Consider the following 16,763-nt stretch of genomic DNA (forward strand, 5'->3'; position numbering starts at 1 on the left):
CTTTGTTATTTTAATGACCGATTGAATGATTTGAACTGAGGTTCAAAAAAAGGAGTCGCTGACTATGAGGAAAATCACATTTTTATCCTTCGCGGTGCTCACAGCTTTTGTAGTACCTATTACTTTTGCTAAAGAGGCACCAAAGGATATTTCAGTGCGGGATAACGCACTGTTCGGTGGAGGAAGGGGCAACCCGCAATGGAGCCTGCTTAATATCAACAATCTCTGGTTCTGGCTTGAGAATAATGGCGAAGCGAACCATTCTCCTAACGGTGACAACGGTACATACTTCCCGCGCGGCATGGTATGGGCTATTTACAAGGATGGTATGAAATGGGGTGGCAAGGCTTATCTGGACGCTGCTCATACTGAACCGGCTCCTTATGGACAGACTATCCGAATTGGTGGAAGTGATTATGGTAATGGGACCAACGCGGGGCGGATTATCGGTTCCGGTGCAACGGCTGCTCGGCAAGACCCAGGTGATGCTGATGTTCGAGTTTACAGGATTCGCCGCGACTATTACACCATGTCCGAAGGGGAATTGAATCTCGACGCAGCTGAAACTTATGAAAAGAGTTTAGGTTCGGCCACTGACGCAGAAGTGCAACTCGTTTATGATCGCTACGTGCTGGATTGGAATGAGTGGCCCATTGGTTACGGAGCGCCATATATCGATAGAAATGGAGACGGGGTTTACACTGCACCGCCCCCATTCAGTGCAACCTTCAACGCGGACAGTCTTATCAGCCAGGGTTACGATGAACCTGGAGTTGCTGGTGGAGATCCAAACTCGCCGGCAGATCAGGTACTCTGGAATGTTTATAATGACCTTGACAGGACCCGGACACTTGCCATGGAAGGTTCTGAACCGATGGGTCTTGAAATTCAACGTACTGTATGGGGCTATAAACGTTCTGACGCGCTGGGAAACAGCTATTTCAAAAGGGTAAAGATTATTAATAAGGGAGGCATTGACGTTGGTGGGGATGGTACCACCCTAGGTAGTTTTTATATTGATAGTATGTATGTTGGCCAGTGGTCGGATCCGGATTTAGGTGCATATTCGGATGACCTTCTGGGATGCGACACCACGCTGGGTGTCGGCTATGTATATAATGGTAATCCCAGTGATTTTGAATATGCCAGGCATGGTCAGGTTGTGCCAGCAGCAGGGTACGATTTTCTGGCAGGCCCGATGGTTCCTTCACCGGGAGATGTAGCAGTCTTTGATCTCAAGTATAAACAAGATCATAAGAATTTACCCATGACTGGTTTTTCATGGTTTTCCGCTGGTAGCCCCATCTCTGATCCGCCCAGTGATTATACGGGAGGACTGCGATGGCACAAAATGTTACGGGGTTTTGCTCCAATAGATGGACCCGACCAATATTATCCCTTCCCTGAAGGGACACCAAAGAGTTCATTTCCCTATGCCGGTGACCCGGTTACACAAACCGGCATGGTGGATGGTTTGGGAAATGACTGGTCGTTTCCTATGGGTGACCGACGAATGTTTTTGGTCAGTGGACCGTTCTCTTTAAATCCCGGGGATACTACGGAAGTTACTATAGGTTTTGTTGCTGGACAGGGAGCGGACAGGTATTCCAGCATTTCAGTTATGAAGTTCAACGACCGTTTCACTCAGTTGACTTATGACGCGCTCTTCCAAGTTACAAAAGCGCCGGCCAGGCCAGATGTGCAGGTTACAGAGTTGGATGAAGAAATAATCATAGAATGGAGCAGTAACCTGACGAGAGTCAATGATGTAGAAAACAAGGTTAGTGAACCTGGCGGCTATGCTTTCGAGGGATACAATGTATACCAGATGCCCAGAGGGAATTCCACTATTGGCGATGCGAAACGTATTGTGACCTATGATCTTGCAACCGATCCCACCGTCATTCTTGATGAGGGATTCGACGCTACGTCTGGACTGATTCTGCTTAAGCCTGTTCAATTTGGGTCCAACGCCGGTGTAAAGCGGTTCTTTGTCTTTGATCGAGATCATGTTAAAGACGTAGATAAACTGAACAACGGCCAGGAGTATTATATAGCTGTAACGGCATACTCGGCAGCATCGGAAGCGGGATATATCCCGGCATCTCTGGAGTCGTCTCCGGAGATCATTACTGTTGTCCCACAGAAGCCGTTTGGAACAGTCTTTAATACCTCATATGGCGATATCCTCGATGTAGTACAGGCTGCGGGTTCGAGCGACGGTGTTATTATTCCCACAGTTGTTGATCCCGGAGCGAGTACGGGCTCTACATACGAGATTACTTTTACAGACTCTTCAGGGGGTGGCGTTGCGAACGTATATAAGATCACAAATACGACAGACAACGAGGTTGTCTTGTCTGATCAAAAGAACTTTACCGGTGACAGTGATTATGCCCTTGCTGATGGTGTTTTCGTGCAGGTATCCGGCCCAGCTCTTCAAGGAAAAGATTGGGATTACACCGGTGGATCGGGAACGGGAGTTCGCTGGATTTCGGGAGCCGGAGGTGGTGAACTGTTATACGGAGGTGCCTATCTGGGCCCCATGTTCACTGGCTCTAATGTTCCACCGGCAAATTTCGTGCAGGTAGAGTTTCGATTGGCGAATATCCTTGAGGGGACGGTGGGGCCTGGTGAGGACTACACTGTGGATACATCTCACCCAAATGCTTCAAAAGCTGCTACATATACAACATGGGGCGCCGGGAATTTTAATGGTATTATTGATGTTCCCTTCTCAGCCTATGATGTCAATGGTCGGCAACTCAACACTGTCGTCCGCGATAGAGACGGTAATGGTCTCTGGAATATGCACTATTCCGACGCCGATGCAGATCCCCCCATTGATCACAACTGGAACTATATCTGGATTCTCGATTCAGATTATGATGAGGGTGCTTCATGGGATGCTGACACGGATGCCGAGGATTTCATGGCTCAGGTCGATATAGATGGTGGGCCAGTCCTGTGGGCTCTCTGGTTAAAAGATCGTGGAGGTCGTCCGTTTTTCTCGGACGATGGCATATTAACGCTTATACCCAATCTTGTTATCACAACCAGTGATATTTACAGCTTCGCCTCTCCAGCTCCAACAACAGGTGGAGGAGAGGAAAAAATCAGCGCAGAGCGGGTAAATGTATTTCCGAACCCGTACTATGCTTTTAACCCTGCAGAGGTTACTCGTATGGCTAGATTTGTTACTTTTAATAATCTGCCGCCCAAAGCGACCATTAGAATTTTTAATCTGGGCGGTCAGTTAGTGGCGAAACTGGACAAGGACGATGAATCTCAGTTCCTGCAGTGGCCTCTACTGAATTTCCAGAACATTCCTGTGGCCAGCGGTATGTACCTTGCACATGTTGAAATGGTAATGCCTTCTGGTGGAGAGGTTGCCAAGATACTGAAAATAGCAATCATTCAGGAGAAAGAGATGCTTGATATTTATTAATACCATGCTGAAGCGTCTTAAGATTTATCTAGAGAATTGAAAAGGAGAGCACGATGAAAAATAGATTTAGATTCCTTCCAGCGGTCTTCCTCTTGGTAGCGTTGGTTATGGTCAGTAGCCTTGATGCGCAGGTGACCGAGGTTGGTAGAACCATGGACGAGGATCAGGATATTAGTAACAGAAGGATCGGTAGTTCAGCTGCAACAGAGCTTTTGATCCCTGTTGGGGCGCGGGACATGGCCTTGGGAGGTGCGAGCATCGCAGTCACTCAAGGTGTTGAAGCCATTCACTGGAATCCCGCCGGTCTTGCTCGTCTTGGCAGTTCTGCCGAGGCAATCTTTTCCTCTTTGTCCTACCTTGCTGACATCAATCTAAACTACGGTGCTATAGGGGCCTCCTTTGGCCGCTTGGGCGTAGTGGCTGTCAGCATCAGATCTTTGGATTTCGGTGATATCTCCATGACTTCACATGACGATCCTGAAGGTGATGGAGGTAGAACATTCTCACCTGCCTTTATTACTGCGGGACTGAGCTATGCTATAGCGTTCAGCGACCGGGCGAATGCTGGTGCCACCATTAAAGTAGTCTCAGAGAAAATGGGTAGGGTACAAGGCTCGGCAGTTGCCGTGGATCTTGGCGTGCAATATCATTCCATCGGTGGGATTTCTGGTCTTGACATGGGTGTTGCCATGAAAAACTTCGGTCCCGAGGTTGCCTTTAAAGGTACTGGTCTATTGCGCAGAGCCACTTCCTCCGAAGGACGACGCGCGGAACAGTACTACAGTCTTGAACCGGCATCCTTTCAGTTACCATCCGTGGTCGAAATTGGCGTAACATACGACATGTCACTAGGTGAGGGTATGGGCTTGACCACTAGCGGTGCTTTTGTAAACAATAACTTGGCTCTCAATTCCTTCCGCGTAGGCAGTGAAATTAGCATGAACGTTCAGAAGGCATCTTTGTTTGGTCGTGGTGGCATGGAGTTTGCCACAAAAGGTGCGCTGGATGAGCATATTTTTGGTCCTACTGTTGGGTTTGGTTTATACTACGAGTTGGTTGGGATCAATTTTATGCTGGATTATGCCTGGAGATCGGTCGAGTACTTTGATAATAACTCGGTTATTTCCTTAAGACTCGGATTCTAAGTCTCCAACTAGAGGTTATTTATGAGTGAAAAGCTGTCTCTTTAGAGGCAGCTTTTCTTTTGTGACCTAGGCAAACATACGCTTATGTTTAAATGTTTAATGAGTGCTCGAAAATCTATATATTTTTCTCTTCTCATTATCTTACTATTTTTTCTTTCTTGTCAGAAAGATGTGGCTAGTAAGTCCTACTTTCCGGAAACAGGTCGAAATGCGATTTACCAGAGCTCCATTGACCTGCGCAGAAATCTCAAAGTTCTATCCATTTCGATGCAACCTGGCCAGGAAGATCTTTCTGGTTTAGCATATTTCCGTCTTGGACTAGGAGCAAAAATTATGGGTGCCTATATCACAAATGGGGAGGGGGGAGAAAGCGATATCCGGGGTGAATACCCCCCCTATCTTGCTAAGACTCGAAGAGAAGAAGCAGCAGATGTGTTGGCATATCTGGGAGGTCAAGTACATTTTCTTAATATGCCTCATATTGCGTCAGCCAGGGATTCAACAAGAGTTAGGGAATTATGGCCTGCCGATCAACTCCAGGCGGGTCTTGTGGAGCTTTTTTCTCAATTTAGGCCCGACGTAGTGCTCTTAGCTCGCGATTGGGCAGGTGACAGAAAAAACCATCAGTGGGAGATACTGTATGCCGATTTGATCACGACAGCAAAGAAAAGTCCATTTGTAGAGCACCTTTTTGTAGATAGTGGTAAAGAAAATGGGGTCTTAATTCCAGCTGATGAGCGTCACAAGTTTTGGAAAAAAACATATCGTAAAGTTGGGAAAGAAGCTGCAGCCAAATACAGATCTTTGGCCATTCAGCGAAATACCTGGCTGAGAGGCTACGAACCATCATACCACCTTGCATATACAACTTCACCCCAACAAATTAAGAAACTTGATGAGGGGTTATCAACGTCCCCTTCAAAACGTCTTAGCCGGACAGGTCACGCAATACGAAAACTGACGGAAGCAACAGCCCAAGGAGACCGTGGTGACGTATTAAAATCACTGGTAGCCGTCTTGGACTCAGTCAGTTTTTATCTTACGCGTACTTATGATTTGAAGGTCCGTGAACAAGAAACTTTGTTGCGTTGGAAAAAGGGGCTTGAAAGACTTCGATGTGCCCTGCTGGGAGTGGAGGTGGAGTATTCCATCAGCGATAGAATGCTTACAGACCGGCAGTTGACCTTTCTCACAATAAACAGTTTGAAAGGCGTGGCTGATGATGGGGAGACACATATATATTTCCCTAGTGCTGATAAAGGGTGGATTATTAATGAAGATGTGGCATCAAGGATTCCTTTGGAATTGGAAAAAAAATATCCGTTAGTTACCCCTGAAGGCATTGACTATACCTACCCGCCTGGACGCTATGAGTTCAACTCTTCGACCGTGGGGGAACCTTTTAAATTTTTCATACTTCATCAAGGACTGACAAAAGAAGAAAGTTTTATATACAGCAGTACTGTAGAGTTTACTTTTTCCCCGAAGGTGGCGATCGAGATTTTATCACCCATCGTTAGGATGACACCTGGTGAGATCGTTGTTTTTCGTTTAACGAACATTTCTAGAGATGGGGTGGCAGATGTGATCAAAGCCGACGGTCCACTTGCTTATTCAAATGAGAGCAGATTTAGATTAAGCAATAAAAATGACTCACATCTTGACACACTTCGCATTTTCTGGACCGGCAGGCCTGACGTTGGAACATATCTAATCCCACTAAAGATTGGTTATACTCAGGTGGGGAATTTTGCTGCAAGAAAATTCGATGCAAAGGTTGATACGTCCAAGAGAATTGGATTCATCACAGGATTACAGAACAGCCCGTTAGCTAATGCGCTTCGGCGATTGAACATCAATTTTTCCTCTATTCGCTTGGACAAATCATTTTCAAGGCAAACTGCTTTACTCGATGTTCTCTTAGTTGACAGGCGAGCACTATCTTTGAAGCCCAAAATAAAGGATTTGAAGAAAGATATGGTTAATTTTGTGAAAAAGGGAGGTCATTTAATTGTTTTTGCGCAAGATGCTGTTACTTGGAATGATGCACCACTTTGGTCTGGGATGAACTTGACTCCAACAGTACAATACGACGAGAAGATTGAACTTAAATTGAGCTCAACGCACACACTTCTAAAACAACCCAATCTGATTGCTTCACAAGATTGGAATGGATGGCTTTACTCAAGGGGTTACAATATTGTTTCTGGCAGCGCCCTGAAGAGCGCTGAGCTTCCGGTGCGGGTAGCTGATTCGGGAGAAGCACTTATTGTTGTGTCAGCAGATGGTAAGGGTAAACAGACTTATGTTGATTTAGCTCTTGGCCATCAGTGGATGAACATTCATCCTGGGGCGTATCGACTGCTGGCAAACCTCATTTCAAATTAGCGGAAAGGACAACGATTGACTGTTAAGAAACTTATTTTTTCGTTTGTTTTTGCTGGGTTCTCCATTGGTGAAATTCTGGCTCAGGACATCACCCCGCCCAAATCCTTCAGATTGAACCTGGACTACGCAAAATTCCGGTACGATAATGAGAATGCTTACCTGGAAATCTACTATGCGTTTTATCCATACCTCCTTACTTACCGCTGGTTGGGAGAAAAATATAGTACCGGTGTGCAACTTCGGATGCGCTTGAAAAACAATGAGACGAACACCTATCTATTTGATGAACGATCATCGTTACAAGTCGATGCAGCGGATAGTACAGAGGCAACATCTCGCTTTTCGTTTGTTACCCAGGCTGGGTATGCTGTCCCATTTGGCGATTATACCCTGGAAGTAGTTGCTAATGACTCACTTGCTCCATCGCGCCGGGACAGTGTTAGTTTCAATATCAGTGCGAATCCTTATCCGGCTGGGGCGTGGTGTAGCGATTTGGAACTTTGCAGCACCATTAAATCATCTCAAAAGAGAGACGATCCTTTCTTTAAAAACTCATTAGAAGTTGTCCCAAATCCTACGCTGGTTTTTGGAGTTACAGCCCGCCCGGTGGTTTTTCACTATGTGGAACTGTACAATTTGGACCCGGTAAAAACGTACACGGTTAAGCAACTTATCATAGATCCTGATGGAGAAGTGATACGCGAGGCATCAAAGAGACGTAATTTTGGTGCCAGAGATGCTATAGAAGTCGGTACAACAAACGTGACATCGATTTTCTCTGGGCGATATCAGTTTCATGTTTTGGTTTTAGATGATAGTTCACAGGAAATAGCCAAGGCAGAGAAAACGTTCTATGTATATAATCCACATTTACAGGTGCCATCTTTAACTGACCCTGTTTTCCAGGAGATGGAGTTGGCTGGGCTGTCCGAGGAGCGGCTTACTGAAGAATTTCAGCAAGCAAGATATCTCGCAACCGAAGGAGAAATTGAAGCCTTTGCAGAAATCATCTCTGAAGATGAAAAGCGTAAGTTTCTAGCAGAATTTTGGGTTAATGTGGAAAATGGAGAGAGCAGGCACGGACCAATCAGGCGTGCGGATTATTTGGAACGGGTGGAGAAAACTAACGAGCGATACCAATCAATGGGGAAGAAAGGATGGCGTTCAGATCGGGGTCGCATCTATATTTTGTATGGTCCACCAGACGAAATTGATAGGTATCCCAGCGCTGGGGAAAGTAAGCCATATGAAATTTGGCGTTATCATTCAATTGAGAGTGGGGTGGAATTTATTTATATAAACCGTTTTGGCTTTGGGGACTATGAATTAGTTCACTCTACCAAAAGGGATGAGCTCCGCAATGAGCAATGGCGGGGCTATTTAAGATAACAACAGTCTTTAGGTTGCTTATTCATTGTCCTTTAGGAAGGAGATAATTCCCTTGGCATAGGAATCCGGGTCATCCCACATTGCCAAATGGCTACCATTTGTGCAAAGCAGGAATGAACCATTTGGCAATTCTTTTGACATCCATTCCATATGGTCTGGGTCCATCGTATCATGGGTTGCACCAATTACCAATGTTGGCGTTTTAATCTCAGCCAGACGATCTTTAACATCCCAAAATTCCAGTAAACCTGAAGCACCAAATTCACTGGGACCCTGCATGGCGACATACATGTCTTGGTTAATGTTTGCAAAAGCCTCGTTCACTTCCTCAGGCCAATCATTAACCGGAATCCGGAGAACATGGTGCTCATAATGGTGTGGGATGAGGAGTTCCATATAGCGGGGATTGTCGTACTCTTTATTGGCCTCCAGCTCCTTTATCTCTGAAAGGATCTCAGGGGGCATTTGCGGTCCCAACACTTTTTCAGCATAATCGTTATAATCAGGAATGCTTGCCATCATATTTGAAATGATGAGTCCCTTTAGGTTTTCTTGGTATTTCAGAGCATACTCCATGGCCAAGATTCCTCCCCATGAGTGACCCAACAGGAAAAAGTTTGATGGGTCCAGACCCAATTTTTTTCGCACCGTCTCCACTTCCTCTACAAAACGTTCTATCGTCCAGTCCACTGGATTTGTTGACGAATCGCTGTTATGAGATCCAAACTGATCGTAGTAGTAATATTCCAGTCTTTCCTGCGGAAAATATTTATCCAGAGATTTGAAATAATCGTGGGATGCCCCGGGGCCGCCGTGCAGTAAAAGCAGTTTTATGTTCTCGTTATCACCCACTTTCTTGGTCCACACCTTGTGTCCACCGGCAATCTCAATCATTTTTACACCCACATCTGCTTCTTGCGTTGGTTTTGCTTTTTGTTCAACGGGGACTGGTGTGGTTACTGATGTGGTGGCACAGCCACATAAAAATAAAAGGCTTACAGTGAAAATGATGGACATTGTCTTGCGCATATTAACTCCTTTATTTTTCTTTCATTTTCTTAAAACAAATTGACTCTTCGCATTCATTATAAGCTATTTTAGGGCAGCTCACAACATCAAGAGATTATTTCTTCATGGAGATTGAGATAACGGAAAATATTTTCTCTGAAATCTCTCCGAATACACTAAAGTTATAAGAAAAATAAAAAAATCATTGCCATCAAATTAAACAACCCTAAATTCACTAGTCTTACGATTTGTGGAGAACTTGTGTATAATTGCAAACATTTGAAGACTAAGGAGTCGATTATGAATCAATCTCGATTGGTATCATCATTATTTTTAACAGTCTTTCTTGTGGCCGGTCTGTCGGCGCAGGATGCTGTCATTTCGGGTAATATCACGGATGCGCAGTCTGGCGATCCTCTGCCGGGTGCTAACGTAGTTGTTGAAAATACTAACTATGGTGGTGCAACGGATATAGATGGTAACTACAGCTTTACCGTCCCTGCTTCCGGTCAGGAGGCAGAGGTAACAGCCCGGTTCATTGGTTACTTTGCTAATACCGCGAGTGTTACTCTTTCCGCTGGTTCCATAACCCAAGATTTCTCTCTTGATGAAGATGTCCTTGAAATGGAGGCTGTGATTGTAACGGGCTTGGTGGATGCCACGCCTCGTACCAAATCTCCCCTCTCAACGGGTCAGATAAGTGGTGAAATGCTTGAGCGTGTACCTGCTAGCTCTCCGGCCTCAGCACTCTATGGAAAAGTTTCCGGTGTAAAAGTTGTTCAGGGTGGTGGCCAACCTGGTGACTCTCCTTCAGTTCTTTTGAGAGGCCCCACAAGCATTAATGCTTCTGGCCGGTCTCAGGACCCACTTTATATTGTAGATGGTGTTATTGTTGATCCATCTGTGAGTGGTTCTCCCCTGGCAGATATTCCTGGTGATAACATTGAAAGTATTGAGGTTGTTAAAGGAGCGGCCGGTGCCTCCATGTACGGTGCCCGAGCTGCAAACGGCGTAATCCAGATCAGAACAAGACGTGGCAGTGGACTGGCCCTGAACCAGACCAAGATCAAGTTTCGTAGCGAATATGGTAGGAATGATCTCCCCAAAGCTTTGGATGTAAATCGCTCTCATGCCTATCTACAGAACTCTTCCGGTGAATTCATTGATGGAAACGGTGATGTTGTAGATCCCCGTGCAACTTCTGGGCGCCAGTCGGACGTTTGGAACAATGTTCCGGGTATTGAATTCTATGACAATCCATATAAATATGTAGCTACAGGTGAAGTCGGCGACGCAAAGATATCGCTGTCTGGAGACGGCTTTGACAATATGAGACGTTTCTTCAGGGAGAATAATGAAGTTAATCAGACACTTACTGTCAGCCGAAATATGGAGAGCACAAACTTCTCAGTTGCCATTGGCAACCTGAATAAGGAAGGCATCCTTTCTGATATAGGTGGATATGGTCGCCAGAGTGTTACGGTGAATGTTGATCACAAATTCAAAAATAGCCTGGATATCGGTTTTAGTACTATGGTTAGTCAATCAGAGCGAGATGCTGTTGGCAGTACTTTTGGCGGGTTTTATGCCATTACGTTTATGGCGCCGGATGCTGATCTAACTATGATCGATCCTGAAACAGACAGAGTCTACATCCAGCCTGACCCTGCGTCTGTGGAAGAGAATCCTCTCTACTTTTTGAAATACAATGATAGAGACAATTTCAATCGCAGAGTTATGAGTAGCTTTAGTCTTCGTTGGAATCCCGTGGATTGGGCCCACGTGACAGGTAGTCTCAGTTACGATCGGGCAAACCAGAATTACGACTCCTTCTATCCTATCGGCTTTACAAATATCAGTGGTGGTGGGACAGCCGTAGACGGCCGTTACATTAAAACCACTTCTGCCGACATGGGATTGAACGGTGACCTAAAGTTCATGGCCACCCGGGAATTTGGTAACATTACGGCAAAGGTTACGGGGTCCACCCTGTTTGAACAGACGGAGTCCGATGGCTTTGATGCTGACGGTCGCAAATTTGCTGTAGGTGGTGTCCGAAGTCTCGGAGTTGCTGCCAGTGATAAAGTTTATATTGGCTCCTGGAAACAGGATGTTCGAGGTATCAGTAATATGGGCGGTGTCATGCTTGATTACAATGACGCTGTAATTGTTGATGCCTTTTTCAGGAAAGAAGGAAGTTCGCTTTTTGGTGGGGAAGAGCGGTGGCACAATTACAGCAGAATTGCTACAGCTGTGCGGCTTACAGAATTAGTACCTCTCCCAATGTTCAACGAATTCAAGCTTCGTTTTACAACGGGGACAGCCGGATCGCGCCCAAACTTTAGCGCAAGGTTTGAAACCTGGAGCGTCTCTGGTGGTGTTGTGTCTAAGGGGAACCTGGGTAACAAAGGCCTTATCCCCGAATTATCGACTGAGACAGAAATGGGCTTTGATGCCATCCTTATGGACAGGTTTAGCATCTCAGCCACGTACGTAAATTCAACCACTGAGAATCAGATTCTTTATGTTCCTCTACCTGGATATGCCGGATACAGCAATCAGTGGCAGAATGCCGGGACTTTGGATAATGAGTCTTTTGAAGCTGAAGTGAGTGCGTCACTTGTGAACACGCCGTCATTCAGCTGGGAAATGGGTCTGACATATTACACTCAAATAAAGTCAGTGATTTCAAAGCTGGACATTGCTCCCTACACTAGAAATCCTTTCTATATTAAAGAGGGTGAAACTATGGGAGCCCTGTGGGGTGCCAAGTGGGTCGAAAACACAGCTGATCTTCCTGATGAATCTAACGCCGGTGAGTTTGTTACCAACGATGACGGTTATGTTGTCTGGGTCGGCTCCGGCAACACCTGGCAGGACGGTATATCCAAGGAACTGTGGGGAACGACCTCAGATGATGGTTACAAATGGGGCATCCCAATAAAACAGATTGATAAGAGTGCGGATGATACTGGTATTTTCGTCAAATTGGGTGAAACCATTCCTGATTTCGATATGGGTATTTCCAACACGCTCCGTTTCGGCGGGTTCGAGGTGTACGCCCTTCTTGATGGCCAGGTTGGAGGAAACATTTATAACAATACAGTCCAGTGGGGCCTTCGTGAGCTGAAGTTGGGTATTGTGGATCAGGCTGGAAAGAGCGAAGGCGACAAAAAACCCGGCCTCTATTATGCCACGCTTTATGATGTGGATGCGACCAATAGCCACTTTGTAGAAGACGGTTCATTCTTCAAGCTCCGGGAGCTTTCTGTGACGTATTCGCTAAACAGGAATCAGTTGCAGAATATGCTCGGTGGGGCCATTAGTAAGGTTTCTGTGGGTGTCATTGGTCGGAACCTGTTGACTTGGACTAACTACTCAGGTTATGACCCTGAAGTTGGCCGTAGTGGCGATTTCGATCTTGGCTCGGCTGTAATAGCCCGTTATGACGGTTTCGGCTATCCGAACTTCCGGACCATCACCGGTGTTTTTACAATTGAATTCTAATTCTGAGTTAAAGGAGAATAATATGAAATTCAATAACAATTTTAATAGCGCCCTAACAGCATCGTTGGTGCTGAGCATGTTGTTGTTCACAGCTTGCCAGGATGAGAGTTTCCTGGATACTGAGAACTTAAACCAGCCTGACCAGGTACGTGCTTTGGGAAGCCCTTCTGATGTGGAAGCATTGGTTAGAGGGGCTGCTGTCAGTTATTTCGCGGCCCATGATTATGGCGGTTATGAGCATTTGCTCGTTTCATCAGATGTTATGAGCTGTTCGTGGGGTAACGCGATGATGAAACTTAGCTCCTCGGAGCCCCGTGTAGCAATTCCGAACACAACAAGTTATACATACTCCTATGCTGTCGAAAACAACTGGTATCGCATGTACAGGGCAATTTCATCAGCCAATGATGGTTTGAATGCCCTGGCTGATGGCATGCAGGTTGGAGATGGCGGTGCTGACAATAAAAGAATGGAAACATTCGCTAAACTAATCCAGGGGATGGCCCATGGTCTGTTGGCATGCTTCTATGATCAGGCATTCATTTATGATGAGACAGTGGACTTGGCCACGGATGTATTGGAATTGAAACCTTACAGTGAAGTTATGGCTGCGGCTATTTCTCAACTGGAAGCTGCTGCTGCCCTTGCCGATGCCAACTCATTTACCATGGACGGCTGGTGGAACGGCATTACCCAGACCAATGAGGACGTTTCCAAACTGGCTCATTCTTTCATAGCCCGCTATCTTGCCCAGGTGGCAAGAACTCCGGCTGAGCGTACTGCCGTTAGTTGGTCTTCCGTGAAGAACCATGTTTCCAAGGGTATTACTGAAACTTTTGCGCCACATGGTGATGGTTATAATAACTGGGTTCACTCTGGCCAGGAATTCCACAATGATCGCGGTGGTTCCTGGGCACGGATGGATTACAAATTTATCGGTGGCGCTGATGCTTCTGATGGATATAAGGACTGGTTGGCCACAGATGTTCAGTTGAGAGCTGAGTTCATTATGGATATCAGTGATAAACGCGTAGCTGCGGGCAACGTAACTTTTGCCGAAAAGCAGGAAACAGGTTACAAGGATGATGCTGAGGAGGAAGGTCTTTATGCTGGGACACGGGGTGGTTCACCCTTCCGTGCGAACCGAGGGACCTATCATTTCTCACGGTATTCTTTTCATCGTTATGCTGGTTTTGCATCCGGTGGATATACGGATCCCATTCCTATTATGACCCTTGCTGAGATGGACATGCTTCGTGCCGAGGCTGAGCTTCATGCTGGTAATGGCGATGCTGCCGCAGCTATTATTGATAAATATCATGCGGATTTGGGTGGATATCCCTCTTCTGTTGGAACAGCGGTAGGTAGTATCAGTGATGTTATGGGCCCAATTGATGGTCCTGTCTCCGATGGTACTCTTTGGGCAATGCTTAAGTACAATAAAATGATGGAAATTGCCTTGAGCGGTGCTGGTGTTGAATTCTACGATATTCGGGGCTGGGGCGATCTCACAAAAAATACAGCTTATGATCACCCGGTTCCGGCCAAAGAGTTAGGTGTTCTTCAATTGGAACTCTATTCCTTTGGCGGATGCGCAACAGCTGACTGCCACGGTGCACCTGGTAATCCGAAAACTCCTCGTGAATACTATGGGCCTCATGTGCCTCGTTAAAACTGTATAGGCGTAGAAGCCTTTTACAGATCTTATATTTAAATTGGAGAGGGGTCATAGGACCCCTCTCTTCATTTTATGGGGAAATAAGATGATTAATAATGGTGAGCCTCTGAAAATAATATTGATCTCCCTGATTTGTCTTGTTATAAGCACCTGCGCCGGTTCGGGGGGGCTTACAAAACCAAACAGGCACATGGCGGTTGTTGGAGAAGGGTCATCCGTCAACTTTCAAAGTAGTGCTAGAAGAATCCTGAACAGGTATCATTACATAGTTTATAGATATGAAGATTATGGCACACGACTTTACATTGAGACTGAATGGAAAGACCACAAACCACTGGATGATGAAATGGACCTGGAAATTTCAAATGTTCAAACACGTCTTATTTTAGAGGCGAGACCGAAAATGCGTGACGAAAGTTCTAATCGTGTTATGAATACTGTAAAATTTTCAGGCGAAGTTCTTGTTAGGCTTGGCCCAATGAGTGATTGGAAAAAACTGGCCATGACGCCCTCGCGAAAGAAATATTTCAAGCAGTGTGCCGACGACTTGAAATTTGACTTGCAAGCTTCCATACAAAAATTTTAGTACTGAAAAGTCGTGTTCCTTTCCTTGGAAGATAGAAATGAATAAGGTTAAACGAGGGATATTCTTTGTTCTCCCTATTTTTTTTCATTTTCAATGTAATAGTGTCTCATGGTATTCAGATGAAGGTTTCCGCTGGAAACGGCTTTCACCAAAAGGGGTGCATTCGGGTCTGGAAAAAATATCCGGGGATTTAACAGGAATCGAGTTTCAAAATTTCGTTAGTAAGGAAAACATTACAAAAAACAGGCATTTACTTAATGGAGCAGGTGTTGCAACTGGTGATGTAGATGGTGATGGATTTACCGATGTTTATTTTTGCAGGACAGAGGGTCCCAACGTCCTTTACCGCAACCTGGGCGGGTGGACGTTTGAAGATATTACTGAGAGAGCTGGTGTCGCTTGTGCGGATCAGTTTTCCACTGGTGCTGTTTTTGCGGACATTGATGGCGACAGTGATCTCGATCTGCTGGTGACGGCACTGGGAGGCCCGAATGCGGCGTTTTTAAACGATGGGTCAGGCCGATTCGATGAAGTGACCAAAGAGGTGGGATTCATGACGAATACTGGTGCCACCACCATGGCGCTGGCTGATGTGGACGGGGACGGTGATCTTGATTTGTATATGGCCAATGACAAGACACGCTCTGTGCGGGATATTTATCCTGCAAATGAAAGAACCTTCGATATGACTGTCCGTCAAACTGAAGATGGCTGGGAGATACTACCTGAGTTCAGGAATCATTTTATCCTGAACGTCCGGGGAGGTCGATTAGAACGTTTCGAGTATGCTGAAGCGGATTTATTCTTTTCTAACGATGGCACTGGCCGGTTTATTCGGGAACAACTCACCGATGGTCGATTTACGGATGGTAACGGTGATCCCATTGAAGAAAATTATACAGACTGGGGTTTAACGGCTCGCTTTCAGGATTTTGATAATGACGGAGATCCTGATTTATATGTCTGTAATGATTTTGAAAGCCCTGACCGAATCTGGATTAATAACGGTGAAGGCCAATTTTCCTTGATGCCTAAGTTGGCTATCAGGAATACCAGTGCCGCCTCCATGGGAATCGATTTCGCCGATATTGACCGAAACGGAACCATGGACTTTTTTGTGGTGGAAATGCTTAGCCGGAGCCATAAACGCCGGAAAACCCAGATGGGTCCCATGCTGACGACGCCAGTCTCTGTAGGAGAAATAGATAACCGTCCCCAGTATATGCGGAACACCCTGTTTTTAAATCGCGGGGACAACAGTTACTCAGAAATTGCACAGTATGGGAATGTACAAGCTTCGGAATGGTCCTGGTCGCCTCATTTTTTGGATGTTGACCTGGACGGTTACGAAGATATTTTAGTGGTGACAGGGCACTATTATGATGCCATGGATGCGGATGTGCAGCTGGGTCTGAAAACAATGATCCAGACAAGATACAGTCAACTCCAGAGCGAGGTGTTTGCCTATGGGCGCTTAGCAACAAGGGATTTCATTTTCAGGAACAGCGGTGATTTGACATTTGAGGAGGTTGGAGAAGAGTGGGGTTTCACCTCAGAAAACATTTCACACGGTATGGCGCTGGCGGATTTTGATAATGACGGTGATCTGGACGT

Annotated in this window: 9 protein-coding genes; 8 read left to right on the forward strand and 1 reads right to left on the reverse strand. The window is 45.8% G+C overall.

The features are described from left to right. Nucleotides 1-64 precede the first annotated feature (64 nt). The 4 genes from EYO21_01705 to EYO21_01720 all read left to right on the forward strand — a co-directional run bounded on the left by EYO21_01705 (nucleotide 65) and on the right by EYO21_01720 (nucleotide 8,370). Complete coding sequence (locus EYO21_01705; protein HIB02525.1) at nucleotides 65-3,448, forward strand: hypothetical protein; 3,384 nt, start codon at nucleotides 65-67, stop codon at nucleotides 3,446-3,448. 53 nt (nucleotides 3,449-3,501) lie between these two features. Further along, nucleotides 3,502-4,593, forward strand: a complete 1,092-nt coding sequence (locus tag EYO21_01710) for a PorV/PorQ family protein (GenBank protein ID HIB02526.1) — start codon at nucleotides 3,502-3,504, stop codon at nucleotides 4,591-4,593. Nucleotides 4,594-4,677: 84 nt separating this feature from the next. Then, nucleotides 4,678-6,981, forward strand: a complete 2,304-nt coding sequence (locus EYO21_01715) for a PIG-L family deacetylase (GenBank protein ID HIB02527.1) — start codon at nucleotides 4,678-4,680, stop codon at nucleotides 6,979-6,981. 15 nt (nucleotides 6,982-6,996) lie between these two features. After that, nucleotides 6,997-8,370 (forward strand): GWxTD domain-containing protein, encoded by a 1,374-nt coding sequence (locus EYO21_01720; GenBank protein ID HIB02528.1) that lies wholly within the window; start codon nucleotides 6,997-6,999, stop codon nucleotides 8,368-8,370. A gap of 18 nt (nucleotides 8,371-8,388) precedes the next feature. Here EYO21_01720 and EYO21_01725 read toward each other — a convergent pair whose 3' ends face one another. Beyond that, nucleotides 8,389-9,399, reverse strand: a complete 1,011-nt coding sequence (locus tag EYO21_01725; protein HIB02529.1) for an alpha/beta fold hydrolase — start codon at nucleotides 9,397-9,399, stop codon at nucleotides 8,389-8,391. Between the two features lie 279 nt (nucleotides 9,400-9,678). Between EYO21_01725 and EYO21_01730 the strand changes: the two genes are divergently transcribed. The 4 genes from EYO21_01730 to EYO21_01745 all read left to right on the forward strand — a co-directional run. Continuing rightward, complete coding sequence (locus EYO21_01730) at nucleotides 9,679-12,885, forward strand: SusC/RagA family TonB-linked outer membrane protein (GenBank protein HIB02530.1); 3,207 nt, start codon at nucleotides 9,679-9,681, stop codon at nucleotides 12,883-12,885. Then, nucleotides 12,824-14,557, forward strand: coding sequence for a RagB/SusD family nutrient uptake outer membrane protein (locus tag EYO21_01735; protein ID HIB02531.1), 1,734 nt, complete (start codon nucleotides 12,824-12,826; stop codon nucleotides 14,555-14,557). Before EYO21_01730 ends, EYO21_01735 begins: the two co-directional genes overlap by 62 nt. A gap of 91 nt (nucleotides 14,558-14,648) precedes the next feature. Then, nucleotides 14,649-15,149 carry a hypothetical protein gene (locus EYO21_01740; GenBank protein ID HIB02532.1) on the forward strand — a complete coding sequence of 167 codons (501 nt, stop codon included), beginning with the start codon at nucleotides 14,649-14,651 and terminating at the stop codon, nucleotides 15,147-15,149. Nucleotides 15,150-15,186: 37 nt separating this feature from the next. Beyond that, nucleotides 15,187-16,763, forward strand: a 1,577-nt coding sequence (locus EYO21_01745) for a VCBS repeat-containing protein (GenBank protein ID HIB02533.1), incomplete at its 3' end; no start/stop codon positions are given.

This window comes from Candidatus Neomarinimicrobiota bacterium (genome assembly GCA_012964825.1).
Taxonomy (GTDB): Bacteria; Fidelibacterota; Marinisomatia; order Marinisomatales; family S15-B10; genus UBA2125.

Bases quoted from the DNA above. Each gene is read 5' to 3' on its own strand.
- EYO21_01705 (HIB02525.1), top strand. From the start codon at position 65: ATGAGGAAAATCACATTTTTATCCTTCGCGGTGCTCACAGCTTTTGTA.
- EYO21_01710 (HIB02526.1), top strand. From the start codon at position 3,502: ATGAAAAATAGATTTAGATTCCTTCCAGCGGTCTTCCTCTTGGTAGCG.
- EYO21_01715 (HIB02527.1), top strand. From the start codon at position 4,678: ATGTTTAAATGTTTAATGAGTGCTCGAAAATCTATATATTTTTCTCTT.
- EYO21_01725 (HIB02529.1), bottom strand. From the start codon at position 9,399: ATGCGCAAGACAATGTCCATCATTTTCACTGTAAGCCTTTTATTTTTA.
- EYO21_01730 (HIB02530.1), top strand. From the start codon at position 9,679: ATGAATCAATCTCGATTGGTATCATCATTATTTTTAACAGTCTTTCTT.
- EYO21_01735 (HIB02531.1), top strand. From the start codon at position 12,824: ATGACGGTTTCGGCTATCCGAACTTCCGGACCATCACCGGTGTTTTTA.
- EYO21_01740 (HIB02532.1), top strand. From the start codon at position 14,649: ATGATTAATAATGGTGAGCCTCTGAAAATAATATTGATCTCCCTGATT.